The sequence below is a fragment of the Rhizobium sp. No.120 genome, assembly GCF_054558365.1.
Map to the genome: position 1 here is coordinate 781714 of NZ_BAAJNQ010000001.1, position 26474 is coordinate 808187.

Genomic DNA, 26474 nt, shown 5'->3' on the forward strand with positions numbered 1-26474 from the left:
CATGCACCTTCTCCTAGCTCAAAAGGGAACGATCAGCGACGGCGAGGAGGCGATCGACCTTGGGCAGTCGCCCGGCGATATCCTCTTTCTATCGGCTGCCGATACCGAGCTTGCGGCGATTGCCGCAGCGCATGGCGAGGGCGACCGTTCCCTTCGGCTTGCGAGCCTGATGAGCCTCAAGCATCCGATGTCCGTCGATACCTATGTCGACAGGACCGCCCGGCATGCGAAGCTCATCATCGTGCGGGCGCTGGGAGGGGCGAGTTACTTCCATTATGCTCTGGAAGCGCTGCACGCTTGCGCGGCGCGCCAGGATGCCTTGATTGCGGTGCTGCCGGGGGATTCGAAGCCGGATCCCGGGCTGACGCCATTCTCCAACGTCGCGCTCGATGATCTCAACGCGCTCTGGTCCTATCTGATCGAGGGTGGGGAGGCGAATTCGCGGGCGTTTCTCGCCTATGCCGAAGCGATACTCTCTGATGCCGAGAAGCCGATGCCAGCCGTCCCTCTGATGAAGGCCGGCATCTGGTGGCCGGGCAAGGGCGTGATCGGCGTGGAGGAGTGGCGGAGAGTTTCGAGGTTAGAGGTGGCGCCCCCTGTAGGACTCGAACCTCCGACGGTCGCCATTTCTTTCTACCGCGCCCTCGTACAGAGCGGTGAAACCAAGCCCGTCGAAGCCATGATAGAGGCGCTTGTCGCTGAGGGCATGCGGCCACTGCCGGTCTTTGCCTATAGCCTCAAGGATGCCGTGTCCGTCGGCATTCTCGAAAGCGTCTTCACGGAGCTGAAGCCGGGCGTGGTCATCAATGCCACCGGCTTTGCCGTTTCGGCGCCTGGCGCGGATCGTCAGGCGACGGTGATGGAAACGGGTGATGCCGTGGTTCTGCAAGCCATCTTCTCTGCTTCATCGAAGGAGGCGTGGGGGGCATCCTCGCAGGGGCTTTCGGCCCGCGATCTCGGCATGAATGTGGCTTTGCCCGAAGTCGACGGACGCGTTCTTGCCCGCGCCGTGTCCTTCAAGGCTGCCGCCCGCTATGACGAAAGGGTTGAGGCCAATATCGTCGCCAGCGAACCGCTTGAGGATCGCATGCGCTACACAGCGCGGCTCGCTGCCAATTGGGCGCGGCTGCGTAATACACCTCCCGGTGATCGCCGCGTCGCGCTTGTTATGGCGAACTATCCCAATCGCGATGGGCGTCTCGGCAATGGTGTCGGGCTCGATACGCCGGCAGGCACGATCGAGGTGCTGAAGGCGATGAAGACGGCGGGTTACGGCGTTACCGATCTGCCTGCCGATGGCGATGCGCTGATGCGGCACCTGGCGGAAGGTCCCACGAATTCGGGGCATGACGGACGCCTGGTACGCGAGAGGCTTTCCTTCAGCGATTACAAGGATTTCTTCTCGTCGCTTCCCAAACAGATTCAGGATGAGATTACGGCGCGCTGGGGCGAGGCGGAGGCGGACCCTTACGCACTCGGTAACGGCTTTGCCCTGCCGTTCACCCGCTTCGGCGATGTGCTTGTCGGTATCCAGCCGGCCCGTGGCTACAATATCGATCCAAAGGAGAGCTACCACTCTCCCGATCTGGTGCCACCGCACGGTTATCTCGCCTTCTATGCCTTCCTGCGCCACTCCTTCGATGCGCATGCGGTCATCCACATGGGCAAGCACGGCAATCTCGAATGGCTGCCGGGCAAGGCGCTGGCGCTGTCGGAAAATTGCTATCCGGAAGCGATCCTCGGGCCGCTGCCGAACCTTTATCCCTTCATCGTTAACGATCCCGGCGAGGGTACGCAGGCCAAGCGTCGCACGAGCGCCGTCATCATCGATCACCTGACGCCGCCGCTGACGCGAGCCGAAAGCTACGGTCCGCTGAAGGATCTGGAAGCGCTGGTCGACGAATATTACGAGGCCTCGGGCGGCGATCCCCGCCGCATCCGTCTGCTGCGCAAGCAAATCCTCGATCTCGTCGCCGATATCGGGCTGGATCAGGATGCGGGCATCGCCAAGGGCGAGGGCGAAGACGAGGCTTTGCGCAAACTTGATGCCTATCTCTGCGACCTCAAGGAAATGCAGATTCGCGACGGATTGCACGTCTTCGGCGTTTCGCCGTCGGGACGGCTGCTGACGGATTTGACGGTGGCGCTGGCCAGGGTGCCGCGCGGACTGGGCGAGGGTGGTGACCAGAGCTTGCAGCGGGCGATTGCGTGGGATGCGTTCGCGGGCGTGGAGGGTATCTCTCCGAACAAGCGATTCGATCCTTTGGATTGCGATATGGCCGCCAAATGGATAGGCCCGCGCCCCACGATTCTCCAAAACATCTCGGACGCTCCCTGGCGCACCCAGGGCGACACCGTCGAGCGCATCGAACTTCTGGCCGCGAAACTCGTGGATGGCGACATAGTCTGCCCCGACGGCTGGCCGAACACCCGCATGGTTCTCGACGAAATCACCTCAAAGCTCCAGCCCTCCATCCTCGCTTGCGGCGATGCGGAGATCTCGGCTCTGCTCAAAGGCCTCGATGGCCGTTTCGTGCCGCCTGGCCCATCCGGCGCACCGACGCGTGGCCGGCCGGATGTTCTGCCGACAGGGCGCAATTTCTATTCGGTCGACAGCCGTGCGGTTCCGACGCCGGCCGCCTATGAGCTTGGCAAGAAATCGGCCGAATTGCTCATCCGCCGTTATGTTCAGGATCATGGTGAATGGCCCGTTTCCTTCGGACTGACGGCCTGGGGCACATCGAACATGCGCACGGGCGGCGACGATATTGCGCAGGCGCTGGCGCTGATCGGCGTCAAACCCGTCTGGGACATGACGTCTCGGCGAGTGACCGGTTATGAGATCATCCCGCCGGCCATGCTTGGGCGGCCGCGTGTCGATGTCACGCTGCGCATCTCCGGCTTCTTCCGTGATGCATTTCCCGAGCAGATAGCCTTGTTCGATAGGGCAATCCGCGCCGTCGGCATGCTCGATGAAGATACGACAGATAATCCCATTGCGGCGCGCATGCGCGGCGAGATCAGGCGGCTTGAGGCAGCTGGCCTGGATACGGCGTCCGCCAATCGTCGCGCTGGTTATCGCATTTTCGGCTCCAAGCCCGGAGCATATGGTGCCGGTCTGCAGGCGCTTATCGATGAGAAGGGATGGGAGCGGCGTGCCGACTTGGCCGAAGCCTATCTAGTCTGGGGCAGCTATGCTTATGGCGCGGGCGAGGAAGGAAGAGCCGAACGCGGCGTTTTCGAGGAGAGGTTGCGTTCGATCCAGGCGGTCGTTCAGAACCAGGACAATCGCGAGCACGATCTGCTCGACAGCGACGATTATTATCAGTTCGAGGGCGGCATGGCGGCGGCGGCCGAGCAGCTTGGCGGCGCGCGCCCCTCGATCTATCATAACGATCATTCGAGACCGGAGACGCCTATGATCCGCTCGCTCGAAGAGGAGATCGGCCGCGTGGTCCGCGGGCGCGTCGTCAATCCCAAGTGGATCGAGGGCATCATGCGCCATGGTTACAAGGGCGCCTTCGAGATCGCGGCGACGGTCGATTATCTCTTTGCCTTTGCCGCGACAACGGGTGCTGTGCGCAATCATCATTTCGAAGCCGTCTACCAGGCCTTCATCGTCGATCAGCGCATACGTGATTTCATAGCGGAGAAGAATCCGGCTGCGCTCAAGGAGATGCAGGAGCGCCTGCTCGAAGCGATCGATCGCCAGCTCTGGACTCCGAGGAGTAATTCAGCGCAGTTCGATCTGAAAAGCCTGGATAAGGGCAAGGACGCGGCAGAATGAGTGCGGTCGACGGGCTTCTGGCTGGCTTTCGGGATTATCTGCTGTCGCGTAGCGATCCGATGCTGCAGCATTTCATCGAAGGCTTTGACTGGCCGGCGCAACAGCGCTCACTTGCGACGCATGACTTGCCCGTCGTCGATTATCTTCGCAAGCATGCTCGGCCGGGCAATGATGCAGAAGGCGTGCTGTTCGACAAGCTCTTTCAAGCCGCGAACGAACTGCATTGGGCCCAGACCTATAGCATCATCGACTTCGGCACGGATTTCCTTGAGAGATATGGCTGGGTCGAGTTGTTCGGCACACGCGGCCATTTTGCGAGCGAAGAGATGGCCGGCGGTTTTCTTTTGCTCGGGCCAGAGGTGCATTATCCCGACCATCATCATACGGCCGAGGAAATCTATATCCCTTTGACAGACGGTTCGCTCTGGAGCAAGGACGCTCAGCCGTTTCTGCCGCGCTGGTCCGGCGAGATCATCCATCACCCCTCGAATATCCGCCACGCCATGCGCACGGAAGACCAGCCGCTTGTCGCGCTGTATCTCTGGCGCGGGGGGCCGCTGGCGCAGAAATCAATTATATCAGGGAGAATGCAATGAACGACGAATTGGCCGAAACCGGCGCGGACGCCCCGAAGAGCCACGACGCCCGTCACGCCGACAAGATGGCCAAGAAGAAGGCCGCGCGCGATAAGATCATGGCGACCAAGACCGATGAGAAGGGCCTGATCATCGTCCACACAGGCAAGGGCAAGGGAAAATCCTCCTCCGCCTTCGGCATGATTTTCCGCCACATCGCCCATGGAAAGCCGAGTGCGGTGGTGCAGTTCATCAAGGGTGCCATGTGGACTGGCGAGCGCGACCTCATCGAGAAGCATTTCTCCGATATCTGCCAGTTCCACACTATGGGCGAAGGTTTCACCTGGGAGACGCAGGACCGTGCTCGCGACGTGGCAGCGGCCTCTGCTGCCTGGGAAAAGGCCAAGGAGCTGATCCGGGATGAGCGCAACTCTATGGTGCTGCTGGATGAGATCAATATCGCGCTTCGTTACGACTATCTCGACATCAACGACGTGCTTGAGTTCCTCAAGAACGAGAAGCCCTACATGACCCATGTGGTCCTGACGGGCCGCAATGCGAAGGAAGAGCTGATCCAGATTGCCGATCTCGTCACCGAGATGGAATTGATCAAGCATCCTTTCCGCTCCGGCATTAAGGGGCAGCCGGGCGTGGAATTCTGATCGATTAGCGGGCGTCAGCCGCCCGGCAGCATTGCCTTCAGCGCTTCCGCCGTCTGCGGATTCGCGGGAAAGAAGGACTCGATCGCGAGTTCCGATAGCGTGACATCTACGGGCGTTCCGAAGACCGTCGTAGTAGACAGAAGTGACAGATGTCCCGCTTCGGTGACAAGCTCCAGAGGTATGGCGATGGCGGCGAAATCCCGTTCCGGAGCCGCCGACTTCGATGCCGCTGGCGCAGGGTAGGCGGACAGTTCCGCAAGTAGTTTTATGAGGGCGGGATCGCCGGTTGCCGATATCTGCTGGCGTAGGCGCTCCAAGAGATGTGCCCGCCATTCAGGTAGATTGGAGATCCGAGGCGCTAGGCCATGCGGATGCAGGCTTAGACGCAGGACGTTGATTGGCCCTTCCGTCAACGAGATATCGGTCACTCCTGCAAGCAGCGGAGTGACGGCGGCATTGGCAGCGATCAGCGTCCAATGCCGGTCGACGGCCAGAGCCGGGAAGGGCTCGTGCCCCTTCAGAAGCATGTCGATGGCACGGCGTGCCGGAGCAAGTGCCGGATCATCCAGCTTGCGTTCTGGAAAGACCGGCGCAAATCCGGCCGCCAGGAGCATCGGATTGCGCTCGCGCAAGGGAACGCCGAGCCGTTCGGCAAGATGCATCAGCATCTCGCGGCTTGGAAGCGCCCGCCCGCTCTCGATGAAGCTCAGATGTCGCTGCGATATATCGGCTTCTAGGGCGAATTCGAGCTGGCTCAGGCGGCGGCGCTGCCGCCATTCGCGCAGATGATCGCCTAAAGAGCGGGCCGGGTTCATCATGCGGCAACCGGCAGCTGATCGATGAAGCCATGAACAGACTTCAGTCGCTCGCCTTCGAGGATGGCGAAATCCGTGCCCTTAATGAGCGGTTCCGCATCGGCCGGGCCGAAACCCCAGGAGAAGCGGAGATTATCGCCGTGACGCTCGCCTTCGCCGATGAGGGTGAAACGGAAGCCGGGGAAGCGCTTGTGCGCCGCGGTGACGAGTGCGTGGATCTGCTCGCGGTTATCGGCACGCATCATCGGGTCGACATAGCTGCAGTCTTCCGTCCATGCCTCGGCGATGAGCGCACGCCGGCGGTCGGCATCGGCCTCGTTCCAGATGGCGATATAGCGGTCTGCAATGGTGTTCGCATCGGTCATCGGTCAACTCCTTTGGATCGCCTGAACCGTTCAGGCAAGGCGATCATCGGCGCGTACCGAAGCACTATCAATTACGTCAGAGGTAATCAAAGGTCCGTTTTTTTAGAGACCGAGCCAGATCCTGACGGGATGGCTGGGGTCCGCCAGTAGCTTGATCGCAAAGGCTATGCAGACGATTACGAGCAGCGGCTTGATCAGTTTCGCACCAATGCGCATGGCGAGTCGCGAACCGAGCTGGGCGCCGAGGAATTGGCCGAGCCCCATCGTCAGACCCACCTTCCAAAGGATGGCGCCGGAGGAGATGAAGACGATCAGGCCACCGAGATTCGAGCCGAAATTGAGCAGCTTCGTATGCGCCGTTGCCTTCAAGAGGCCGAAGCCAGCGAGTGTGACGAAGGCGAGCATCAGGAAGGAGCCGGTTCCGGGACCGAAGGCGCCGTCATAGAAGCCGATCAATGGCACGAACGTTACGCCGAAAAGTTCGGCGCTCATGCGCCGATGCTTTTCGACATCGCCGAGATTGGGTTTCAGGGCGAAATAGAGCGCAATCGCGATCAGAAGGAAGGGCAGGATGATGCGCAGAACCTGGCTCGGCATGATGGTCGCAAGCATCGCGCCGAGCATGCCTCCGATCACAGCCATCGCCGCCATCGGTAGCTGTTCGCGAAGTTGCACGTGGCCTTGACGCGCATAGGCGATTGTAGCGGAAGCCGCGCCGCAGATGGACTGCACCTTGTTCGTGCCGAGGGTCTGCAGCGGCGGAATGCCGGCCAGCAGCATGGCCGGCACGGTAATCAGCCCGCCGCCGCCCGCAATGGAATCGACGAAACCGGCGAAGAACGCAGCGGCAAAGAGCAAAAGCAGCAGTTGAAATGTGATGTCTGGCAAGGCGGGGACTCGGAGGCGGGAAATCAGCGGCCTTCTGGCACTTCGATCGCCGCAAGGCAATTGCTATCAGGACACATCAGGCGAAATTGACGTGTCGAAAGGTGCCCGCTACAGCTGTGATATCGGTCGACGCTGTTGGGAGCGACTATGACGACATATGCCAATTCCACCCGCCGGTATCTCCTGGGTCTTGGCTGCGAGCGCGGTACGGACTGGAATGAGGTGCGAATGCTTGCGGAAAGAGCATTCCAGGAGGTCGGGATCGGGAGCGATCAGGTTCTGGCCGTTGTATCGATCGACACGCGCATGGATGAACCAGCCATCCTCGAGACCGCCACACATTTTCGCCTTCCAGCACGCTTCTTCAAGGCGGCTGCGCTGGAGCGGGAGACGCCGAGGCTGAAGAACCCGTCCGAGATTGTTTTCGCGCATGTCGGTTGTCACGGTGTCGCCGAGGCCGCAGCGCTGGCCGCAGCCGGCCCGGATTCGGAGCTCGTGCTGCCCAAGATCAAGTCCGGCTTTGCGACGGCGGCGATCGCCAGGATTGCCTGAGCAGCGAATTCGCAACGCAAGTCTCGCAAATGATCCGCAGGAGATCCCGACGGCATTTCACCACGGCCTGTTCTCGTGTATGCCGGTAGGCCAAGCACTGGTCCCAAGCGAAGTAAATTTCGAAAGATCAAGCTTATTCAGTATGTTGGTAAGGAAAAATCATGCATAAGGTCATTTATGATACCGATCCTGGCGTCGATGACGCCATGGCGCTTCTCTTTCTGCATCGTCACCCGGGTATCGACCTTCTCGGCGTGACGACGGTTTTCGGCAATGCCTCCGTGGATACGACGACCCGCAACGCGCTGTTCCTCAAGCGCGAGTGGAATATTCCGTGCCCGGTCGCGCGCGGCGCCAGCGTTACCTTCGATCCTTCGCGGCGCGAGCGCTCATGGCCGACGATGGTTCACGGTCATAACGGCCTCGGTGACATCGATGTGCCTGACACGATCGACCTGGAGACCGATCCGCGGCCGGCCTATCAGTTCATCATCGATACGGTTCGCGCCCATCCGAGCGAGGTGACCCTGGTCGCTGTCGGCCGTATGACCAATCTGGCGCTGGCGCTGAAGCACGATCCGGACATTGCTAAGCTCGTAAAGGGCGTCGTCATCATGGGCGGCAATTTCTATGTGCCGGGCAATGTCTCTCCCGTCGCCGAAGCCAATATTCACGGCGATCCGGAAGCTGCCGATTTCGTCATGACGGGAGCTTGGAAGGTGGTCGTGGTCGGTCTCGACGTGACGTCGGTAACGACCATGAGCCGCAGCTATCTCGCCGATATGGCGAAAGCGGGCGGTCCCTCGGTGCAGCTCTTGGCCGACCTGTCGCAGTCCTACATCGATTTCTACAAGCATGCGGTCGAAGACGGCATGATGGTCCATGATAGCTGCGCTTGCGTCTATGTCGTGGCGCCGGAGCTGTTCGATTCGATCGAGGGACCGATCCGCGTTGTCTGCGGCGGCATTGCCGATGGCCAGACTGTCATCAAGCCAGCCGGCCGCCACTTTCCGCCGGGCGATTGGGACAATCTGCCAAGCCAGATCGCCTGCACCGGCATTCGCTCGCAGCAGGTTCTCGACCTGATCCGCGATGTGATTTTGGACAAGGTGAAGATTTAAGCTTCCCGTGAAGGGGCCAAATGAGCCCCTTCCACAATTAACGAGAGGCGATCCTCCAGTGCCATGAGCACCCTGTATGAATTCGGATATATTGAGTCCGGAAGCCATGCGATCGATGTGCTTTTTTCTCCTGTCGCCTTTGGAAAAGCCTATATCGTGCTGCCGCTCATGCTGGCTGGATATGTGACGTAATGTTTGCAGCGGGAGTGATGTCGAATCGAGATCGCTTATCCCGTTCTCAACATTGCAATTTCGCCCGTCCGGGCATAGGACACATGGGATGAACGATACCGCTTTTTCCACCCTGCCGGCCCTGGAGCCGGGGTCCGTTTGGCTCGTCGGTGCTGGGCCGGGCGATCCGGGGCTTTTGACCCTGCTGGCCGCTAAGGGCCTGGCCGAAGCGGATGTCATTGTGCACGATGCGCTTGTCAATGAAGATTGCCTCAAACTCGCCCGCTCGGGCGCCGTGGTGGAATATGCCGGCAAACGCGGCGGCAAGCCATCGGCCAAGCAGCGGGATATTTCCCTGCGGCTGGTGGAATTGGCGCGGGCCGGCAAGCGCGTTCTGCGTTTGAAAGGCGGTGACCCGTTCGTCTTCGGGCGCGGCGGCGAGGAGGCGCTGATGCTCGTTCAGCATGGCATTCCCTTTCGCATTGTGCCTGGCATCACGGCTGGGATCGGTGGCCTTGCCTATGCCGGCATTCCGGTTACTCATCGCGACGTCAACCACGCCGTCACTTTCCTGACTGGCCATGATTCGTCCGGCGTTGTGCCAGACGCGGTCGACTGGGAAGCGATCGGCAAGGGGTCGCCCGTCATCGTCATGTATATGGCGATGAAGCACATTGCTCAGATCAGCGCCAATCTCATTGCTGCCGGACGTTCGGCGGACGAACCAGTTGCCTTCGTGTGCAATGCCGCGACATCCTCTCAACAAGTCCTGGAGACGACGCTTGGATCCGCGCCCGCGGACGTCGAAGCTTCCGGTCTCGAGCCGCCGGCTATCGTCGTGATCGGCGAAGTGGTGAAACTGCGGCCATCGCTTGACTGGCTGGGCGCGCTTTCCGGCCGCACGCTAGTACTGCCGAGCGAAAGGCCCGGCGAACGCGGACGCAAGGTGCCGGCATGAGTGGACTTCTGATCGCTGCACCCTCGTCAGGTTCCGGCAAAACCACCTTCACGCTTGGTTTGCTGCGGGCATTGAGAAACAGGGGTGTTGCGGTCGCACCCGGCAAAGCCGGACCTGATTATATCGATCCCGCCTTTCATGCCGCGGCGGTGGGATCGCCCTGCCTCAATTTCGATCCCTGGGCGATGCGCGCTGAACTTATTTCAGCGAATGCCGCGCTTCATCGGGCCGGCGGGCGCATGCTTGTGATCGAAGGGATGATGGGGCTCTTCGATGGCGCTGCCGATGGCAAAGGCACGCCGGCCGATCTCGCCGCCTTGCTTGGCCTTTCCGTCGTGCTCGTCGTCGACTGCTCGCGTATGTCGCAGTCTCTTGCGGCCGTCGTCAGTGGCTTTGCCAATTTTCGCGCCGATATCCGTATTGCCGGTGTCGTGCTCAATCGCGTTGCCAGCGACAGGCATGAGACGATGTTGCGCCAAGCGCTGAATGCGGTGCGTATGCCCGTCGTCGCCGTTATCCGCGGCGATGCAAGCTTGGCATTGCCGGAGCGGCATCTCGGCCTGGTGCAGGCGGGCGAGCATGGGGCGCTCGAGCAGTTTATCGAGGCGGCTGCCGAGGTCGTCTCGAAAGCCTGCGATTTCGAGCTGCTCTTGCGAGCCGCGCAACAGCATCTCGTTCGCACTTCAGCGGCCAATATCGCGCGACTTATGCCGTTCGGCCAGCGCATTGCCGTGGCACGGGATATCGCCTTCGCCTTCTGCTACGAACATATGCTGCTCGGCTGGAAGCGGCGTGGTGCGGAAATATCCTTCTTTTCTCCGCTTGCGGATGATGCTCCTTCGGCCAATGCGGATGCGATCTATCTGCCGGGCGGCTATCCGGAATTGCACGCTGGGAAGCTCGCCGCCGCTCAGCATTTCCGGGATGGCGTGAGGGCGGCGGCCTCGCGTGGCGCGCGCATTTATGGCGAATGCGGCGGATACATGGTGCTCGGCGAGGGGCTTGTGGATGCGGCGGGTGCGCGCCACGAAATGCTGGGCCTATTACCCGTCGTTACCAGCTATGAGAAACGACAGCGTCATCTCGGCTATCGACACGTGGCGCCGCTAGCCGGCTCCTTCTTCGACAAGCCGATGACGGCGCATGAGTTTCATTATTCGACCATTGTATCGGAAGGCGAGGCGGACCGCCTGTTTGCTGTCAGGGATGCGCTCAATGATGATCTGGGTACGGCCGGCCTGCAGCGCGGCAATGTTGCCGGCTCTTACATGCATCTAATCGACCTTGCCGGTGGCGCCGGATGACCAACAGGATCGTCCATGGCGGCGGCGTTACGGCTGCGGCACGCCAATATGGCGGGCGACCGGAGGATTGGCTGGATCTGTCGACCGGCATCAATCCCAATCCGGTTACATTGCCGGAAATCCCCGTTGCGGCATGGCACAGGTTGCCTGACCAACATTTGCAGGAGCGGGCGCGGGAAGCGGCGAGGAACTATTACCGCAGCGGCGATATTCTGCCTTTGCCAGTTCCCGGCACGCAGTCCGCCATTCAGTTGCTTCCGAGGCTGGTGCCCGGTGGTAGCGTCGCGATCCTCGCGCCGACCTATGGTGAATATGCGCGTGCCTTCACGTTGGCCGGCTTGCATGTCCACCAGGTTTCGACGATGGCCGAGCTCACCGCCGATGACAGGCTGGTCGTTGCCGTCAATCCTAACAATCCTGACGGGCGGGTGCTGCCCGCCGAGCAATTGCGGGAGCTGCATGACAGGCAGCGCGAGCGCGGCGGTCTTCTTCTGGTCGACGAGGCCTTCGGCGATATCGAACCGGCAGCAAGCATGGCGCCCTTTGCCGCCTCGATGCCAAACCTCGTTATCTTCCGCTCCTTCGGAAAGTTTTTCGGCCTCGCCGGTCTGCGTCTTGGCTTCGTGATTGCCGAAGCTTCGATCCTGATAAGATTCGAGGATTGGCTCGGGCCTTGGGCGGTTTCCGGGCCGGCCCTTTCGATCGCGGCGTCGCTCATGGAAAGCGATACAAGCGTCATCCGAAGCCGCATTCTTCAGCGGCATTCGGCGCTGGTGACGGTTCTGCGGCGTTCGAAGCTGCATGTAGCGGGAGGTAGTGCCCTTTTTGCACTGGTTGCAGACGACCGCGCCGAGGGCATATATACGCATCTCTGCCGCCACCATATTCTCGTCCGCAAGTTCGATTACGCCCGCAATTGGCTGCGCTTCGGACTCGCTCCTGATGAGGAGGCAGATCAAAGACTCGCCGGGGTATTAGAGGATTATTAGACATGACCGCCGACGAACATTTGCTCATTCTGGTTCTTGCCTTGCTGCTCGACCGCTTCGTCGGTGATCCCGACTGGCTTTGGCAGCGCTTTCCACATCCGGTCGTACTGTTTGGCAAGGCGATTTCGGCTTTCGATCACCGGTTCAATGCAAAGCATCTGTCTAGCGTCCTTCGTCGTCGTAATGGGCTGATGTCGATCGTCGCATTGCTGATGGGCGCTGCCATCGCGGGCTGGGCGATTCATGGATTTCTCGCCTTTTTCGGCTGGCTCGGCATATTGGTAGAGGCGGGGTTGGTGGCGGTTTTTATGGCGCAAAAGAGCCTTGCCGATCATGTCGGCGAGGTATCGCGGGCTTTGCGTTCCGATGGCTTGGAAGGCGGCCGTATTGCCGTGTCGCGCATCGTCGGTCGTGACCCCGAGACGCTGGACGAGCCGGGTATCTGCCGTGCGGCCATCGAAAGCCTTGCCGAGAATTTTTCCGACGGCGTCGTCGCTCCGGCCCTGTGGTACGGGTTCTTCGGGCTTCCGGGCCTGTTTTTTTACAAGATGCTCAACACCGCTGATTCGATGATCGGCCATAAGTCCGAGACCTATGTCGATTTCGGACGCGCTGCCGCGCTTCTCGACGATATCGCCAATTGGCCTGCCGCGCGCCTTTCTATTCTGTTGATTGCTGCCGGCGCTCTGGTGAAGCGCGGAATCTCCGCGCTTGGAAATGCGATCCGCATTGCCGTGCGTGATGGCGGGCTGCATCGCTCGCCCAACTCGGGCAGACCGGAGGCGGCCATGGCCGGTGCTCTCGATATTCAGCTCGCCGGCCCGCGAATCTATGGCGGCGAGCTCGTGCGTGAGCCGATGATCAACGGAGCGGGCCGCGATACCGCTACGGTCAACGATATCGAAGCCGGCATTTCCATATTCTATTCCGCCTGCACGATGCTGACGCTTCTCGCTCTCCTAGGTTTCCTGCTGCTCTTGTGAGCGTCTCTAAATTAAGCAATCGCTCACTATATGTATTAATTTGGTATAATTGGCATAGCGGTAGACTCTCCCATCGTCTGAATTGCTTCGAGAGGAAGCAAACGGTCGGAGGGGCAAGATGAAGCGTATCGCGTTGGCAGTAACGGCATGTCTATGCATGCAATTCAGCACTGTTTCGGCTCATGCCGGAACTGTCGTTGCGGTGGTCGATCTTCGATCGCAAACAATGACCGTTTCAGAGGATGGAGCTCTGAAGTATCGTTGGCGAGTGTCGACGGCCCGCAGAGGGTATGTGACGCCCATCGGCTCCTATACCGCCAAATGGCTGTCGAAGGATCATCGCTCGAAGAAATATGACGATGCGCCGATGCCCTATGCAGTATTTTTCAACGGCGGCTATGCCATTCACGGCACCTATGAGGTGCGGCGGCTCGGCCGGCCTGCATCGCATGGCTGCGTGCGGCTAGATACTCGTAATGCTGCCACCTTCATTGCGATGGCGGCAGACGCCGGGCTTCACAATACGCGTATCGTGATCAGCGAATGATCTCTGGCGGCCGCAATGCTGCCGCACCTCGCGTCCATGTCGCACATAATTTCGTCATTGTGACGCAACTGCTATTTTGCTGTTTGCGCAACAGTGGCTTGCCAAATTGCCGGGGTTTCTGGTGGAAACCATTGGCTTTTGGAATGGATTTCCCTATGAGGGGGATGAATTATCATTTCAAGAGGTATGGGCAGTGACTGCTACATTTGACAAAGTTGCCGACATCATCGCTGAAACCAGCGAAATCGACCGTGACACCATCACCCCGGATAGCCACACGATCGACGACCTCGGCATCGACAGCCTGGACTTCCTGGATATCGTTTTCGCGATCGATAAGGAATTCGGCATCAAGATCCCACTGGAAAAGTGGACGCAGGAAGTCAATGAAGGCAAGGTCTCGACCGAAGAGTACTTCGTGCTGAAGAACCTCTGTGCCAAGATCGATGAGCTGCGCGCCGCCAAGGGCTGAGCGACATCCTTGGATTTTTTGACGCCCAGCCGCCTTTGAATATGGCGGCCGGGCGGTTTCATTCTTAAATAGCGTATCCCGCCCGGCGCATCCTGCATTGCCGGGTTGGATCGGAGGCGTTGATGCTGCTGGAATATTTCCAGATGATCGACAGGGTCGAGTCCGTCGATCTGTCGAAGGGCCAGTTGAAGGCTCATTCCGTCGTTCCGGCGAAAAGCCCTGTTTTCGAAGGTCATTTCCCGGGCATGCCATTGGTCCCCGGCGTTCTCCTTATCGAAACGATGGCGCAGGCTTCGGGCATGCTCGTGCTTGCGGTGACAAAATTTGCCTATATGCCGTTCCTAATGTCGGTGGATGGCGCCAAGATGCGGACGTTTGTGGAGCCGGAAGCGGAACTCGATATCGAAGCGGATCTGGAACACGAGGGTTCAGGCTTCGCCGTGACCAAGGCGCGTATTACCATTGCCGGAAAGAAGGTTTGCGATGCGCAGTTGAAGCTGCGCACCATGCCGTTTAATGAGGTGCCGCTCGGCGATATCGTGCGCAAGCGGGCAGGCGAGGTCGGACTTCTCGACGCCATCGCCGCCAACGGTTGATGCTGCCGGCTTGTTCGGCGCCGCATTCGAAGAGGATTGATGAATGAGCAAGGCTCAGAATGATGTGGTCATCACGGGTATCGGCATCGTTACCTGCCACGGCGTTGGCAAGGACGCGCATGTCGCCCTGCTGAAAGCGGACAAGGCGCCGGCGACTATCGTCGAAACCGAAAAGTTCAAGCCCTATCCCGTGCATCCGCTGCCCGAAATCGACTGGTCGCAGCAGATCCCGAAGCGCGGCGATCAGCGGCAGATGGAAAATTGGCAGCGCATCGGCGTCTTCACCGCCGGTCTCGCTCTTGACGATGCCGGCTTCAAGGATGATCTAGAAGCCTGCGGCACCATGGACATGATCGTCGCGGCCGGGGGTGGCGAGCGCGACACCAATGTCGACACGCTGATCGTCAACGAAGGCCTGAAGCGCAATGATCGCGAACTGCTCCTGAACGAGAAGCTGACGACCGAATTGCGGCCGACGCTGTTCCTAGCCCAGCTTTCGAACCTGCTTGCCGGCAATATCTCGATCGTGCACAAGGTGACGGGTTCGTCGCGCACTTTCATGGGCGAAGAGGCCTCCGGTATTTCGGCCGTCGAGACCGCTTTTCATCGCATCAAGTCGGGCGAATCGAGCCATGCTCTCGTGGGCGGCGCATTTTCCGCCGAGCGGCTAGACATGATCCTGCTGATCGAGTCGATCAATGCGCATGTTATCGGTGACTGGCATCCTATCTGGTCGCGCAAGCCGGAAGATGGCGGCGGCATGATCATGGGCTCGCTGAGCGCCTTCCTTGTTCTTGAATCACGTGCGCATGCCGAAGCTCGCGGGGCCCATATCTATGCGACGATCGATGCGGTCGAGGGCGATCGCGGTCGGCGCGACGACGGCAAGTTCGAAGCACGGCTGGAGCGCATGCTCGCGCCCGCCAAGCAGGCGTCCGGCGACGCGACGGTCGTCTTCTCCGGCACGACGGCTATCCCCGATCTCGCTCAGCGCGAAAAGGCCGTGATCGAAGCGCAGCTTCCGGAGGCGGCCATCCGTGCCTATTCCGGGGTTTCCGGGCATGGGCTGGAAAGCCAATTTCCGCTGGGGCTCGCCTTCGCCGCACTCGCCGTCGCCAACAAAGCCAAGGTGCCGCCCTTCGATGCCGCGCATGAAAAGCCGATGGCGACGGGCGCACGCAATGCCGTGGTAACAACCGTTGGCCATGCGCGCGGCGAAGGTATCGCCGTACTGTCAGCCGAAGCGTGAGGAACAGGATATGACCGCTTATAAGGATCATCTCGGACGCCCGATCGTCGCCGTCACCGGCATGGGGATCATCACGTCGCTGGGGCAGGGCCTGCAGGATAACTGGAATGCGCTGTCTTCGGGCACGTCGGGCATTCACGGCATTACGCGCTTCCCGACAGACGGGCTGTCGACGCGGATCGCCGGCACGGTGGATTTCATCGATATTCCCGCTCCGAACGCCGTCGAGCGCTCCTACGCCTTCGCCCGTGAAACGACCATTGAAGCTCTGGCTCAGGCGGGGATTTTCGGCGATTTCGACGCGCCGCTTTTCCTGGCTGCACCGCCGATCGAACCCGAATGGAGTGCCCGTTTCGAGTTGGCCGACCGCTCTCCTCCGGCAGATCACGAGGGCGATGCCTATGAACGCTTCCTTGCCACCATGCGCCAGCGCCCGGACCCGCTCTTCCATGAAGCCGCTCTCTTTGGCGCCATTTCCGAGCGCCTTGCCGATCGTTTCGGCACGCGGGGCCTGCCGGTGACGCTGTCGACGGCCTGTGCATCGGGCGTGACGGCCATTCAGCTGGGCATCGAAGCTATCCGTCAGGGACGCACCACGCGAGCACTGACTGTTGCTACCGACGGTTCGCTCAGCGCCGAGGCGCTGATCCGCTTCTCGTTGTTGTCGGCGTTGTCGACGCAGAACGATCCGCCGACCAAGGCTTCCAAGCCGTTCAGCAGGGATCGTGACGGCTTCGTCATCGCCGAAGGGGCGGCGACGCTGGTGCTGGAATCGTTGGAGGCGGCAGTTGCGCGTGGCGCCAAGATTCTCGGCATCATGAAGGGTGCGGGGGACAAGGCCGATTCCTTCCACCGCACGCGCTCTTCGCCGGACGGAGGCCCGGCGATTGCGACAATCCGGGCGGCACTTGCCGATGCCGGCATGGCAGAGGCCGATATCGGCTACATTAATGCTCACGGCACTTCGACGCCGGAAAACGACAAGATGGAATATGGCGCGATGTCCGCCGTTTTCGGCGAGCGGCTTCCGACCATTCCAGTCTCGTCGAACAAGTCGATGATCGGTCATACGCTGACGGCGGCGGGTGCAGTTGAGGCGGTGTTCTCGCTACAGACGATGCTGACCGGCACATTGCCGCCAACCATCAATTACAACAATCCGGATCCGTCGATCGTCCTCGACGTGGTGCCGAACAAGAAGCGTGAAAAGCAGGTGAATGCCGTCCTTTCGAACTCTTTCGGGTTCGGCGGTCAGAATGCCAGCCTTGTCATGGCGCTTGAACCGGCTTAAGCGGACATCTGAAAAACAGGATATAACTGCGCCCGAGGGGCGAGGGACTTTGCCATGCGTGCTTTGCAACTGATCGACGACCGCAAACTTGAGATCACCGATCTGCCGGAGCCAGAGGCGCCGGGTGCAGGTGAAGTGACCTTGCGCGTCAAGGCCGTCGCCCTCAATCATATCGACGTCTGGGGCTGGCGCGGCATGGCCTTCGCCAAGCGCAAGATGCCGCTTGTCATCGGTGCGGAGGCTGCCGGCGTGGTCGAAGCGATCGGCCCGGGCGTTGCCAATGTCCTGCCGGGTCAGCTCGTATCGATCTACGGCGCGCGCACCTGCGGTCTTTGCCGCCATTGCCGCGAAGGACGCGATAATCTCTGTGAACATGTTGGCGGTGTGCATGGATTCCATCTGGATGGTTTCGCGCAGGAGAAGGTCAATCTTCCGGCTCGTCTGCTCGTTCCGGCGCCTCCCGGCGTCGATGCGGTGGGTGCCGCCCTTGCTCCGGTGACTTTCGGTACCGTCGAGCACATGCTGTTTGACAATGCCAAGCTGGAACCGGGCGAAACGATCCTCGTTCATGCCGGTGGCTCGGGTATCGGTACGGCTGCCATCCAGCTTGCTAAGAAGATCGGCTGCACAGTCATCACGACAGTCGGTTCCGACGACAAGATCGAGAAGGCCAAAGCACTCGGCGCCGATCACGTCATCAATTATCGCACCGACCGCTTCGAGGGCGTTGTGCGTAAGCTGACTAAAAAGAAAGGCGTCGACGTGGTTTTCGAGCATGTCGGCAAGGATACCTGGGCTGGCTCTATGCTCTGCATGAAGCGCGGCGGCCGCCTCGTCACTTGCGGCTCGACCTCGGGCGTTTCGACAGAAATGAACCTGATGATGCTGTTCCAGCAGCAGCTGAAGTTGCTCGGCTCCTTCGGCTGCCGTATGGAGAACATGGCCAATGCCATGCAGAAGATGGCGCGGGGACTGGCTCACCCCGTGATCGATACCGAAGTCGGTTTCAATGATATCGACCGGGCATTGGAGCGGATGGAATCGCGCCAGATCTTCGGCAAGATCATCCTGAAGATGGACTGAGCTGCGTGAAGCTTTTCATCACCCGGATCGTCCTCGCGCTCAGAAATTTCCAGCAATGGCTGGTGGCGCAGGTCATTTTCGGCTTCCTCAATTTTCTGAAGCTGTTTCCGGCGGATGCAGGCATCAACTTTGCCGATTGGCTGACCCGCAAGATCGGTCCGCGCATGCGCCGGCATCAATTGATGCTGACCAATCTGCGCAATGCCTTTCCCGAAAAGAGCGAGGCAGAGATCGAGGAAATTGCGCGTGCCAGCTGGGGCAATATGGGGCGACTGGCAGCGGAATATGTCTTTCTCGACCGGCTTTTCGACTTCGATCCCTTTAGCGACAAGCCTGGCCGCATCGAAGTTTCCGGTATTCCGATCTTTCTCGATCTCAGGGACAATCCGCGCCCGTTCATCGTTTTTACGGGACATACCGGGAATTTCGAGCTGTTGCCAGTCGCCGGCGCTGCATTCGGTCTGACGGTCACCGTTCTCTTTCGCCCGCCGAACAATCCCTATGTCGCCCAGAAGGTTTTCGACTTTCGCGCCAAGCGCATGGGCAACCTCGTGCCGTCCCATGCAGGGTCCTCGTTCGCTCTCGCCAGAGAGCTGGAGGCAGGACGCGGTGTCGGTGTGCTGGTCGATCAGAAATTCCGTAAGGGTTTGAAGACTTTGTTCTTCGGCCGCGATGTGAAGACGAACCCGCTGCTGCCAAAGCTCGTGCGCCAGTTCAATTGCGAAGTCTATCCGGCCCGTTGCATTCGCCTGCCTGACAATCGCTACCGGCTGGAGATTGAGCCGAAGCTGGAGATGCCGCGCAATGAGGCCGGCGCTCTTGATCTGACCGCGACGGCGCAGATGCTGAACGACAAGGTCGAGAGCTGGGTGAGGGAAAATCCCGAGCAATGGCTCTGGTATCATGATCGCTGGAACATCAAGAAAAGCGTTTTCTAAGCCGGTTTTGACATGCGCTAGCTGCAGTTCTGCCCGCATTCCCGCATCCAGTCTTCATCCAGTCATTGTGCTTATAAGCCTTGTTTTTCATAAAGTTCTCCTTTCCCGAGAACTTCGGCTCATCCCGATTGAAAGTCTAAGTAAGTCATGTTAATTCACATATAGAAAGTTTGGTGAGAATGCGGACACCAAGCTGAATATCCTTGGGCATGCCAGCGCCGGGAAACGAGGCCCCTGCGTCCTGTCATGGTCAGGGACAGGAGGGCAATTTTGCTGGCACTCTTTCATGCGTTCTCCATGAAATGTAGTCAGATTCAGCGTGCGATAAAACTTGGCGACGACGAGCTTGTGGCATCGCTCGATCGTGAATTGGAGCCGCTTATCGCAGCTATCTTGGCCTACAAGGCCGCGAGTCTGCTTGAAATCTACATGCAGCTCCAGTTCATGAACAATCTCATCCGCGAAGAAGCGGATGATCGTTCCCGGGTTCTGCGCAACTCTGCGTCGCTTTCGGCGCTGATCGATCGGTATTTCGGCGGCGCGAGTGAGGCGGCAGGCGAAGTTTTTCGGGTCTTTTCGAGCGAGAAAATCGATCGGGACGATACGCTCGGTTTCGAGGAAGGCAGCGTTCTGAATGATGTCATTCTGGACAATTTGCCCAATCGCGTCGCGGTCGTCACAAGAGATTATCGCTATCTCTACAGCAACGCAGCCAATTCGGAGTTTCTGAAATCGAACCCGATGGGGCTTGTAGGGCGCCACATCTCGGAATTCGTCGGTTCGGAAGATTTCGAAATCAGTCTGAAGGCGAAGCTCGATGCCTGCTTTGCCGGCGAAAAGGTGGAGTGTCTTTATCCCTCCTTTCGGCAAGTCGAACCGGGCAAGGTGTTTCGCTGCACCATAACTCCGTTGCGTGCCAAGGAAGAAGTAATCGGCGCATTGATGGTCATGCACGAGATCATCGCCGTTCCCGCGGGTATGTTGGTGGCCTAAACCTGCCGTTCAGGCCCCAAACAGCAATTTTCCAATCATATCCGGCATCAGGCGACGATCTTCTTCGCCTGATTTTATGCTGGCCTGATCCGTTTCGTTCGTACCGGAGCGCAATCTATCGTTTGTCTGCTCGTCATCGGTGCTGCATTCGAAACAATGGCATTGAAATTTGATCGGTTTCGTCTTCTTCATGCTGCAGGCTTGTTCCAGCTGGCAAAGGGATCGGGCAGGTTTCGCCAGCGTTCGGGCGTGAAGCTGTCCGCCTCGATCAGGCAGGCGTTCAGTTCAGCTGTGATCTGCTTTTCATTCATCGGATCGGCGCCGATGAACACCAGTTCCTGGCGGCGGTCCCCCCATATTGGATCGAGATAGGGTGCCAGCGCACGCTTGAAGCTAAGATCGTGCGGCCATTGATCTTGCGGCACGGCTGCCCACCAGAGGCCCATCTTGCTCGTGCGGACGAGCGCGCCGGCCTGGCTCATCTCGCCAATATAATAGGGTCTGGTTGCAAGCCAGAAAAAGCCTTTGGCGCGAACGACGCCCGGCCATGATCGATTAAGAAAGCCCTGGAATTTAAGGGGATCGAACGGTTTCTTCGCGCGATAGACGAAGGAGCGGATTCCATATTCCTCGGTTTCCGGAACATGGTCCTTGAAGCCATGCAGCTCCTTATACCAGAGAGGATGGGTCTCGGCTCGATCGATGTCGAAGCGTCCCGTGCCGAGTACCTCCGATGGCTCCACCACACCGAAATCGGCTTCGATCAGGCGTGCATCGGGGTTCAGGCCGACGATGATCTTGCGGGCAGCGTCGCGTTGCTCTGCCGTCGCCGAGTCGATCTTGTTGAGAATGACGACGTCGGCGAACTCAATCTGTTCGACAAGCAGATCGACGATGGTGCGGTTGTCGCCGTCACCGGCGGTTTCGCCTCGGTCAGCGAGGAAGTCTGTCGATCCATAGTCGGCCAGAAGGTTGGCAGCGTCGACGACAGTGACCATGGTGTCGAGCCGGGCTACATCGGAAAGACTGCGTCCGTCTTCGTCACGGAATTCGAAAGTGGTGGCGACGGGCAGGGGTTCGGCGATGCCTGTGGATTCGATTAGGAGGTAATCGAAGCGATCCTGCTCCGCGAGCTGGCGGACTTCCTTCAGCAGGTCGTCGCGTAGTGTGCAACAGATGCAGCCATTGGTCATCTCGACGAGCTGTTCCTCCGTGCGGGAGAGATTGGCGCCGCCATCGCGCACCAGCGCCGCATCGATATTCACCTCGCTCATGTCGTTGACGATGACAGCGACGCGCAAGCCCTCGCGGTTGTTAAGGATATGATTGAGCAGCGTCGTCTTGCCGGCGCCGAGAAAACCGGAGAGGACGGTAACCGGGAGCTTCTTGTTCATGACAACCTCTTTTCGTAATGTAATATCATTACATTTATTGTGGTGAAAAAAGCGAGCCATGTGCTCGCTTCCTTCGGTGACGTTCAGCCTTGGGCTGAAAGGCAGGTTTTTAGGGAGCTTGCGATGCGGCGCATCAGGTCGAAATAAAGATCCGGCCCCTGCGGCAGCGTTGCGGCTTCCGGGTCCAGGACACCAGATTTTGCCGCCGTGCCTTCCAGCACCACGTTGACCAGCTTCGGTTCGAATTGCGGTTCTGCGAAGACGCAGGTCGCGCCGAGATCGGCGACCTTGCTGTGGATCTCGGCGACGCGCTGCGCGCCCGGGATGGTTTCCGGGCTGACCGTGATCGAGCCGGAGACGCGCACGCCATAACGATGCTCGAAGTACTGATAGGCATCATGGAAGACGATGAAGGGCTTGTCTTTTACCGGAGCGAGCGTGGAAGCAATTTCCGCATCAAGCGCATCGAGCTTGTCGTCCAAGGTCTTCTGATTTGCCTCATAGGTGAGGGCGTTGGCGGGATCGGCCGCGACTAGCGATATCGTGATTTCGGCGACCATCGCCTTGGCATTGTGTGGATCGAGCCAGAGATGCGTGTCGAACCCACCATGATCATGATCGTGCGCATGATCATCACTGGCTTCGTGTTCATCGCCATCATCATGCGGTTCGAAGGCGCCGCCCTCGCGGAATTTCAGCTTGGTGATGCCGGGTGCATCGTCAAGCTCGACGACGGTGGCATTGGAACCGAGTGCCGCGAGTGGCTTTTGCAGGAAAGTTTCCATGCCCGGGCCAACCCAAAAGACCAGTTGTGCTTGCTCAAGGCTCCGGGCATTCGACGGCTTGAGCGCATAGGTATGCGGCGAAGCGGCACCGTCGACGATGAGGTCCGGCGTGCCGACCCCTTGCATGACGGCTGCGACCAGCGAGTGGATCGGCTTGATGGAAACGACGACTTTCGGAGCATCGGCTGCTGTGGCAGCCGTGCTGGCAAGTAGACCCGAAAGGAGGAGGGAGGCCGCGATGGGAAGAAGAGTTTTTGCTGCGTTCATGCCAGAAATGCCCTTGAATGGGTCTGTAATGTTATTACATCAATTGCGTTATGCTATAACGTGTGCGATAGCATGGCGCAATAGTGCAATTGGAAATTTCATGCTTTCTTCCCTCGACAGCAAAAGCCAGCCGCTGGTGTCGCTTCATGATGTCGGCGTCCGCCGCGGCGGTCGCTGGCTGGTGCGTGGCGTCGATTTTTCTGTCAATCGTGGTGAGATCGTCACCCTGATCGGTCCGAACGGCTCCGGCAAATCGACGAGCGCCAAGACGGCGGTCGGCGTGTTGAAGCCGGACGAAGGACGTGTCGAACGCGTCGCCAATCTGAAGGTTGGCTATGTCCCCCAGAAGCTCGCCATCGACTGGACCTTGCCACTCAGCGTGCAGCGGTTGATGACGCTGACCGGGCCTTTGCCGGAGAGCGAGCTGGTCGCTGCTCTTGAAGCCGTCGGTATTGCGCATCTCTCCAAAGCCGAGGTGCAGCATCTTTCCGGCGGAGAATTCCAGCGGGCGCTGCTGGCGCGCGCCATCGCTCGCAAGCCCGATCTGCTTGTCCTGGACGAGCCAGTGCAAGGGGTGGATTTCAGCGGTGAGATTGCGCTTTATGATTTGATCAAGTCGATCCGCAACTCGCAAGGTTGCGGTATCCTGTTGATCTCGCATGATCTGCATGTCGTCATGGCGGCGACGGACACGGTGGTTTGCCTGAATGGCCATGTCTGCTGCCGCGGCACGCCGCAGACCGTCAGCCAGAGTCCGGAATATGTCAGGCTGTTCGGCACACGGGCGGCGCAATCCCTGGCGATCTACAGTCATCACCACGACCATACGCATCTGCCTGATGGCCGCGTACAACATGCTGACGGCTCGATAACAGATCATTGCCATGCCGACGACGGCCACCACCATCATGAACATGACGATCATGGTCACCATCATGGCCACGATCATGATCACAGTAAGGGAGAACGTCATGTTTGACGATTTCTTCCTGCGTGCCGTCGTTGCCGGCGTCGGGCTGGCGCTGACGACCGGGCCGCTCGGCTGTTTCATCATCTGGCGACGCATGGCATATTTCGGCGATACGATCTCGCATTCGGCGCTGCTCGGCGTGGCGCTCTCGCTGCTTTTTCAGCTCAATCTAACACTCTCCGTCTTCACGGTTGCAGCTCTCGTCTCGGTTCTGCTGCTCTTCCTGCAGCGGCGGCAGGCGCTGTCGGCGGATGCGCTGCTCGGCATTCTCTCGCATGCAACGCTGGCGATCGGCCTTGTCATTGTCGCCTTCATGAGCTGGGTGCGGATCGATCTCATCGCCTTCCTCTTCGGCGACATACTGGCCGTCAGCCAGTCCGATATCGCGGTGATCTGGGGCGGCGGCATTTTTGTGCTGGCGGCAATTGCCTGGCTCTGGCGGCCGCTTTTGGCTTCGACCGTCAATCCCGAGCTTGCCGAGGCGGAAGGATTGCGGCCGGAGCGCGCGCGGCTTCTCTTCATGCTGCTGATGGCCGTGGTGATCGCGATCGCCATGAAAATCGTCGGTATCCTGCTTATCACCGCGCTTCTGATCATCCCCGCGGCCACCGCACGCCGCTTTGCCGCCACGCCGGAAACGATGGCGATCTTTGCTTCGCTGCTCGGCGCCACCGCCGTTGTCGGCGGGCTTTTCGGGTCGCTGCGCTATGACACGCCGTCCGGCCCGTCGATCGTGGTTGCGGCGCTCGTTCTATTTATCATCAGTCTGCTGCCCCTCGTTCGCAGGAGCGGCACGCCAGCGGCGCAACAGAGAGGACAGTCATCATGACCACTCCGATGCTCACCAAGAACCAGTCCCTCGTTTTCGATATTCTGACCAAGGCGGAAGCGCCACTCAGCGCCTATACCATTCTCGACAAATTGCGCGATCAGGGCTTTCGCGCGCCGCTGCAGGTCTATCGCGCGCTGGACAAGCTGCTCGAATATGGCGTGGTACACCGACTCGAGAGCATCAATTCCTTCGTTGCCTGCGCCCATCCGCATGAGGATTGCCATAGCCACGGCCTCGTCGCCTTCGCCATCTGTGAGAGCTGCGGTCAAGTGATCGAGTTCCATGATCACGAGGTGGATCATCGGCTGATGGACTGGCTGAAATCGCAGAAGTTCAAGGCGGAAAAGTCGACCATCGAAATTCGCGGTCATTGCGCAAATTGCGCGGCTTGAGTTACAAACCGCGGTTTATTCCAACTTGCCAAGAATTTATAAGAAATTCCTAATCTAATCTTTTAAGATCGCGGGCGAAGCGCTGCCAGTTGGCGACATAGTTGCGGGCCGAGCGGCGCAGGCCTTCGATCGCGGCCTCGTCCAGCGTGCGGATCGCCCTTGCCGGTGCGCCGACGATCAGCGACGCATCCGGGAACTCCTTGCCTTCCGTGACGAGCGCGTTGGCACCGACGAGGCAATTGCTGCCGATCTTCGCGCCATTCAGGATCGTGGCTCCCATGCCGATCAAGGAGTTGTTGCCGATAGTGCAGCCATGGATGATGGCGTGATGGCCGATGGTGCAGCCTTCGCCGATGGTGGTCGGGTAGGCCGGATCGGTATGAACCATTGTGCCTTCCTGGATGTTCGTGTTCTTGCCAACGATGATCGGCTCGTTGTCGCCGCGCAGCACCGCGCCGAACCAGATGCCGACATCTTCACCGATCTCGACCTTGCCGATGACGCTGGCGTCCGGCGCGATCCAGTAACGGCCCGGCTCGGGTGTTTTCGGCGTCGAGCCGGCAAGGGCGTAGAGCGGCATGGTCGATCCTCCTTGATCAGACGACGTTCAGCACAAGATTGGCGACACCATCGACGGCGCAGCTGATCCGGTCGCCGCGCGCAACGGGGCCGACGCCGGCGGGCGTGCCGGTCATGATGATATCGCCCGGTGCGAGCGTGAAGAGCTTGGAGAGCTCGGCGATGATCTCCGGCACTTTCCAGATCATCTGAGAGAGATCGCCTCTCTGGGCAGCCTCGCCATTGCGCATCAGCCAGATGCCGCCCTTGTCGGGATGGCCGACATGGGTGGCGGGTACGAGCGCGGAGATAGGGGCCGAATGATCGAAGGCCTTGCCGGTTTCCCAGGGGCGACCGAGCTTCTTGGCTTCGCCCTGCAGATCGCGGCGGGTGAAATCAATGCCGACGCCATAGCCGTAGACGCAATCCAGCGCCTGTTCGACCGGGATGTTCGCGCCACCGCTGCGCAGCGCCACGACAAGCTCCACTTCGTGATGCACGTCCGACGACAATGCGGGGTAGGGGAAGTCGCTCGAGACAAGCAGATTGTCCGGGTTCTTCTGGAAGAAGAAAGGCGGCTCGCGGGCAGGGTCATGACCCATCTCTATGGCGTGGTCGGCATAGTTGCGGCCGACGCAATAGACACGACGTACAGGGAAAAACTCGGTCTCACCCTCGATCGGCAGAAGGACAGGGGCAGGCGGCGGAATGACTGTCGTCAATGAGGCGTTCATATCGGCTTTCGAAACTCTTGCTCTTTCGTGGGAAGGCCTGTTGCCCTCCGACTCCGTCCGGGCAAACTAGCATCATTGTGACTGCCACGAAAACTGGCCTTTTTGAGGGATTTGGTGTAGAGCGCGGATCAGAAAGGTTTCCCATGTATAGCGACGCGCTGAAAACTGGCCGCAAGATCTTTGCGGTAGCCCCTATGATCGAC

At 59.6% G+C, this 26474-nt stretch carries 28 protein-coding genes; 20 read left to right on the forward strand and 8 right to left on the reverse strand.

Annotation, left to right across the window (positions count from 1 at the left end; translation table 11 throughout):
• Position 1 precedes the first annotated feature (1 nt).
• Genes cobN through cobO form a run of 3 tightly spaced genes read left to right on the forward strand, consistent with a single transcriptional unit; the run spans position 2 to position 5024 of the window.
• Complete coding sequence (cobN, locus tag ACYJRZ_RS03870; RefSeq protein WP_459456249.1) at positions 2-3787, forward strand: cobaltochelatase subunit CobN; 3786 nt, start codon at positions 2-4, stop codon at positions 3785-3787.
• Complete coding sequence (locus ACYJRZ_RS03875; protein ID WP_459456251.1) at positions 3784-4383, forward strand: dimethylsulfonioproprionate lyase family protein; 600 nt, start codon at positions 3784-3786, stop codon at positions 4381-4383. Before cobN ends, ACYJRZ_RS03875 begins: the two co-directional genes overlap by 4 nt.
• Entirely contained in the window at positions 4380-5024 is a 645-nt protein-coding gene (cobO, locus tag ACYJRZ_RS03880; RefSeq protein WP_459456253.1) for a cob(I)yrinic acid a,c-diamide adenosyltransferase, read from the forward strand. The genes ACYJRZ_RS03875 and cobO overlap by 4 nt, the downstream gene beginning before the upstream one ends.
• 14 nt (positions 5025-5038) lie before the next feature.
• Here cobO and ACYJRZ_RS03885 read toward each other — a convergent pair whose 3' ends face one another.
• The 3 genes from ACYJRZ_RS03885 to ACYJRZ_RS03895 all read right to left on the reverse strand — a co-directional run bounded on the left by ACYJRZ_RS03885 (position 5039) and on the right by ACYJRZ_RS03895 (position 7092).
• Positions 5039-5842, reverse strand: a complete 804-nt coding sequence (locus ACYJRZ_RS03885; protein WP_459456255.1) for a helix-turn-helix domain-containing protein — start codon at positions 5840-5842, stop codon at positions 5039-5041.
• Complete coding sequence (locus tag ACYJRZ_RS03890; protein ID WP_459456257.1) at positions 5839-6204, reverse strand: nuclear transport factor 2 family protein; 366 nt, start codon at positions 6202-6204, stop codon at positions 5839-5841. The genes ACYJRZ_RS03885 and ACYJRZ_RS03890 overlap by 4 nt, the downstream gene beginning before the upstream one ends.
• 102 nt (positions 6205-6306) lie before the next feature.
• Positions 6307-7092: a TSUP family transporter gene (locus ACYJRZ_RS03895; RefSeq protein WP_459456259.1), complete on the reverse strand. Its 786-nt coding sequence runs from the start codon at positions 7090-7092 to the stop codon at positions 6307-6309.
• Positions 7093-7239: 147 nt separating this feature from the next.
• On the opposite strand from ACYJRZ_RS03895, the gene ACYJRZ_RS03900 reads away from it, so the two are divergent.
• The 14 genes from ACYJRZ_RS03900 (at position 7240) to ACYJRZ_RS03965 (ending at position 20339) form a co-directional block, all read left to right on the forward strand.
• Entirely contained in the window at positions 7240-7644 is a 405-nt protein-coding gene (locus ACYJRZ_RS03900; protein WP_459456262.1) for a cobalamin biosynthesis protein, read from the forward strand.
• 161 nt (positions 7645-7805) lie between these two features.
• Entirely contained in the window at positions 7806-8765 is a 960-nt protein-coding gene (locus ACYJRZ_RS03905; protein WP_459456264.1) for a nucleoside hydrolase, read from the forward strand.
• Positions 8766-9045: 280 nt separating this feature from the next.
• Positions 9046-9894 carry a uroporphyrinogen-III C-methyltransferase gene (cobA, locus tag ACYJRZ_RS03910; RefSeq protein WP_459456266.1) on the forward strand — a complete coding sequence of 283 codons (849 nt, stop codon included), beginning with the start codon at positions 9046-9048 and terminating at the stop codon, positions 9892-9894.
• Positions 9891-11198 (forward strand): cobyrinate a,c-diamide synthase, encoded by a 1308-nt coding sequence (locus tag ACYJRZ_RS03915; RefSeq protein WP_459456268.1) that lies wholly within the window; start codon positions 9891-9893, stop codon positions 11196-11198. The genes cobA and ACYJRZ_RS03915 overlap by 4 nt, the downstream gene beginning before the upstream one ends.
• Complete coding sequence (cobD, locus tag ACYJRZ_RS03920; RefSeq protein WP_459456270.1) at positions 11195-12187, forward strand: threonine-phosphate decarboxylase CobD; 993 nt, start codon at positions 11195-11197, stop codon at positions 12185-12187. The genes ACYJRZ_RS03915 and cobD overlap by 4 nt, the downstream gene beginning before the upstream one ends.
• A 2-nt stretch (positions 12188-12189) precedes the next feature.
• On the forward strand, positions 12190-13170 hold the full coding sequence (gene cbiB / locus ACYJRZ_RS03925; protein WP_459456273.1) for an adenosylcobinamide-phosphate synthase CbiB: 981 nt from the start codon (positions 12190-12192) through the stop codon (positions 13168-13170).
• Between the two features lie 118 nt (positions 13171-13288).
• Positions 13289-13717, forward strand: coding sequence for a L,D-transpeptidase (locus tag ACYJRZ_RS03930; RefSeq protein ID WP_459456275.1), 429 nt, complete (start codon positions 13289-13291; stop codon positions 13715-13717).
• A gap of 193 nt (positions 13718-13910) precedes the next feature.
• Positions 13911-14189: an acyl carrier protein gene (locus ACYJRZ_RS03935; RefSeq protein WP_041677496.1), complete on the forward strand. Its 279-nt coding sequence runs from the start codon at positions 13911-13913 to the stop codon at positions 14187-14189.
• Between the two features lie 122 nt (positions 14190-14311).
• Entirely contained in the window at positions 14312-14785 is a 474-nt protein-coding gene (locus ACYJRZ_RS03940) for a 3-hydroxyacyl-ACP dehydratase FabZ family protein (RefSeq protein WP_459456277.1), read from the forward strand.
• A gap of 43 nt (positions 14786-14828) precedes the next feature.
• A complete protein-coding gene (locus tag ACYJRZ_RS03945) occupies positions 14829-16034 on the forward strand; it encodes a beta-ketoacyl-ACP synthase (RefSeq protein WP_459456279.1) in 1206 nt (401 codons plus the stop codon).
• 10 nt (positions 16035-16044) lie between these two features.
• Positions 16045-17325, forward strand: coding sequence for a beta-ketoacyl-ACP synthase (locus ACYJRZ_RS03950; protein ID WP_459456281.1), 1281 nt, complete (start codon positions 16045-16047; stop codon positions 17323-17325).
• Positions 17326-17379: 54 nt separating this feature from the next.
• Positions 17380-18408, forward strand: coding sequence for a zinc-binding dehydrogenase (locus tag ACYJRZ_RS03955; RefSeq protein ID WP_459456283.1), 1029 nt, complete (start codon positions 17380-17382; stop codon positions 18406-18408).
• Between the two features lie 5 nt (positions 18409-18413).
• Positions 18414-19346 (forward strand): lipid A biosynthesis lauroyl acyltransferase, encoded by a 933-nt coding sequence (locus ACYJRZ_RS03960; RefSeq protein WP_459456285.1) that lies wholly within the window; start codon positions 18414-18416, stop codon positions 19344-19346.
• A gap of 270 nt (positions 19347-19616) precedes the next feature.
• Positions 19617-20339: a PAS domain-containing protein gene (locus tag ACYJRZ_RS03965; protein ID WP_459456287.1), complete on the forward strand. Its 723-nt coding sequence runs from the start codon at positions 19617-19619 to the stop codon at positions 20337-20339.
• Between the two features lie 9 nt (positions 20340-20348).
• Here ACYJRZ_RS03965 and ACYJRZ_RS03970 read toward each other — a convergent pair whose 3' ends face one another.
• The 3 genes from ACYJRZ_RS03970 to znuA all read right to left on the reverse strand — a co-directional run bounded on the left by ACYJRZ_RS03970 (position 20349) and on the right by znuA (position 22785).
• The gene (locus tag ACYJRZ_RS03970; RefSeq protein ID WP_459456289.1) at positions 20349-20531 is read right to left on the reverse strand and encodes a hypothetical protein; all 183 of its coding nucleotides are present in this window, start codon (positions 20529-20531) and stop codon (positions 20349-20351) included.
• Positions 20528-21733, reverse strand: coding sequence for a zinc metallochaperone GTPase ZigA (zigA, locus tag ACYJRZ_RS03975; RefSeq protein WP_459456291.1), 1206 nt, complete (start codon positions 21731-21733; stop codon positions 20528-20530). Before zigA ends, ACYJRZ_RS03970 begins: the two co-directional genes overlap by 4 nt.
• An 83-nt stretch (positions 21734-21816) precedes the next feature.
• Positions 21817-22785 carry a zinc ABC transporter substrate-binding protein ZnuA gene (znuA, locus tag ACYJRZ_RS03980; protein ID WP_459456293.1) on the reverse strand — a complete coding sequence of 323 codons (969 nt, stop codon included), beginning with the start codon at positions 22783-22785 and terminating at the stop codon, positions 21817-21819.
• A gap of 100 nt (positions 22786-22885) precedes the next feature.
• Here znuA and ACYJRZ_RS03985 point away from each other — a divergent pair, with 100 nt between their 5' ends.
• The 3 genes from ACYJRZ_RS03985 to ACYJRZ_RS03995 are packed head-to-tail and all read left to right on the forward strand — an operon-like array spanning position 22886 to position 24979.
• Complete coding sequence (locus ACYJRZ_RS03985; protein ID WP_459456295.1) at positions 22886-23764, forward strand: ATP-binding cassette domain-containing protein; 879 nt, start codon at positions 22886-22888, stop codon at positions 23762-23764.
• Positions 23757-24584: a zinc ABC transporter permease subunit ZnuB gene (gene znuB / locus ACYJRZ_RS03990; protein WP_459456933.1), complete on the forward strand. Its 828-nt coding sequence runs from the start codon at positions 23757-23759 to the stop codon at positions 24582-24584. Before ACYJRZ_RS03985 ends, znuB begins: the two co-directional genes overlap by 8 nt.
• Entirely contained in the window at positions 24581-24979 is a 399-nt protein-coding gene (locus ACYJRZ_RS03995; RefSeq protein ID WP_112334637.1) for a Fur family transcriptional regulator, read from the forward strand. The genes znuB and ACYJRZ_RS03995 overlap by 4 nt, the downstream gene beginning before the upstream one ends.
• A gap of 49 nt (positions 24980-25028) precedes the next feature.
• On the opposite strand, the gene ACYJRZ_RS04000 is transcribed toward ACYJRZ_RS03995, so the two are convergent.
• A complete protein-coding gene (locus ACYJRZ_RS04000; protein WP_459456298.1) occupies positions 25029-25559 on the reverse strand; it encodes a gamma carbonic anhydrase family protein in 531 nt (176 codons plus the stop codon).
• A 16-nt stretch (positions 25560-25575) separates the two neighbouring features.
• The gene (locus ACYJRZ_RS04005) at positions 25576-26271 is read right to left on the reverse strand and encodes a fumarylacetoacetate hydrolase family protein (protein ID WP_459456300.1); all 696 of its coding nucleotides are present in this window, start codon (positions 26269-26271) and stop codon (positions 25576-25578) included.
• Positions 26272-26474: the final 203 nt, after the last annotated feature.

What these genes read in the sequence shown, in the direction of transcription:
- cobN (WP_459456249.1), top strand. Translation starts at nt 2, where the DNA reads ATGCACCTTCTCCTAGCTCAAAAGGGAACGATCAGCGACGGCGAGGAG.
- ACYJRZ_RS03875 (WP_459456251.1), top strand. Translation starts at nt 3,784, where the DNA reads ATGAGTGCGGTCGACGGGCTTCTGGCTGGCTTTCGGGATTATCTGCTG.
- cobO (WP_459456253.1), top strand. Translation starts at nt 4,380, where the DNA reads ATGAACGACGAATTGGCCGAAACCGGCGCGGACGCCCCGAAGAGCCAC.
- ACYJRZ_RS03885 (WP_459456255.1), bottom strand. Translation starts at nt 5,842, where the DNA reads ATGATGAACCCGGCCCGCTCTTTAGGCGATCATCTGCGCGAATGGCGG.
- ACYJRZ_RS03890 (WP_459456257.1), bottom strand. Translation starts at nt 6,204, where the DNA reads ATGACCGATGCGAACACCATTGCAGACCGCTATATCGCCATCTGGAAC.
- ACYJRZ_RS03900 (WP_459456262.1), top strand. Translation starts at nt 7,240, where the DNA reads ATGACGACATATGCCAATTCCACCCGCCGGTATCTCCTGGGTCTTGGC.
- ACYJRZ_RS03905 (WP_459456264.1), top strand. Translation starts at nt 7,806, where the DNA reads ATGCATAAGGTCATTTATGATACCGATCCTGGCGTCGATGACGCCATG.
- cobA (WP_459456266.1), top strand. Translation starts at nt 9,046, where the DNA reads ATGAACGATACCGCTTTTTCCACCCTGCCGGCCCTGGAGCCGGGGTCC.
- ACYJRZ_RS03915 (WP_459456268.1), top strand. Translation starts at nt 9,891, where the DNA reads ATGAGTGGACTTCTGATCGCTGCACCCTCGTCAGGTTCCGGCAAAACC.
- cobD (WP_459456270.1), top strand. Translation starts at nt 11,195, where the DNA reads ATGACCAACAGGATCGTCCATGGCGGCGGCGTTACGGCTGCGGCACGC.
- cbiB (WP_459456273.1), top strand. Translation starts at nt 12,190, where the DNA reads ATGACCGCCGACGAACATTTGCTCATTCTGGTTCTTGCCTTGCTGCTC.
- ACYJRZ_RS03930 (WP_459456275.1), top strand. Translation starts at nt 13,289, where the DNA reads ATGAAGCGTATCGCGTTGGCAGTAACGGCATGTCTATGCATGCAATTC.
- ACYJRZ_RS03940 (WP_459456277.1), top strand. Translation starts at nt 14,312, where the DNA reads ATGCTGCTGGAATATTTCCAGATGATCGACAGGGTCGAGTCCGTCGAT.
- ACYJRZ_RS03945 (WP_459456279.1), top strand. Translation starts at nt 14,829, where the DNA reads ATGAGCAAGGCTCAGAATGATGTGGTCATCACGGGTATCGGCATCGTT.
- ACYJRZ_RS03950 (WP_459456281.1), top strand. Translation starts at nt 16,045, where the DNA reads ATGACCGCTTATAAGGATCATCTCGGACGCCCGATCGTCGCCGTCACC.
- ACYJRZ_RS03955 (WP_459456283.1), top strand. Translation starts at nt 17,380, where the DNA reads ATGCGTGCTTTGCAACTGATCGACGACCGCAAACTTGAGATCACCGAT.
- ACYJRZ_RS03970 (WP_459456289.1), bottom strand. Translation starts at nt 20,531, where the DNA reads ATGAAGAAGACGAAACCGATCAAATTTCAATGCCATTGTTTCGAATGC.
- zigA (WP_459456291.1), bottom strand. Translation starts at nt 21,733, where the DNA reads ATGAACAAGAAGCTCCCGGTTACCGTCCTCTCCGGTTTTCTCGGCGCC.
- znuA (WP_459456293.1), bottom strand. Translation starts at nt 22,785, where the DNA reads ATGAACGCAGCAAAAACTCTTCTTCCCATCGCGGCCTCCCTCCTCCTT.
- ACYJRZ_RS03985 (WP_459456295.1), top strand. Translation starts at nt 22,886, where the DNA reads ATGCTTTCTTCCCTCGACAGCAAAAGCCAGCCGCTGGTGTCGCTTCAT.
- znuB (WP_459456933.1), top strand. Translation starts at nt 23,757, where the DNA reads ATGTTTGACGATTTCTTCCTGCGTGCCGTCGTTGCCGGCGTCGGGCTG.
- ACYJRZ_RS03995 (WP_112334637.1), top strand. Translation starts at nt 24,581, where the DNA reads ATGACCACTCCGATGCTCACCAAGAACCAGTCCCTCGTTTTCGATATT.
- ACYJRZ_RS04000 (WP_459456298.1), bottom strand. Translation starts at nt 25,559, where the DNA reads ATGCCGCTCTACGCCCTTGCCGGCTCGACGCCGAAAACACCCGAGCCG.
- ACYJRZ_RS04005 (WP_459456300.1), bottom strand. Translation starts at nt 26,271, where the DNA reads ATGAACGCCTCATTGACGACAGTCATTCCGCCGCCTGCCCCTGTCCTT.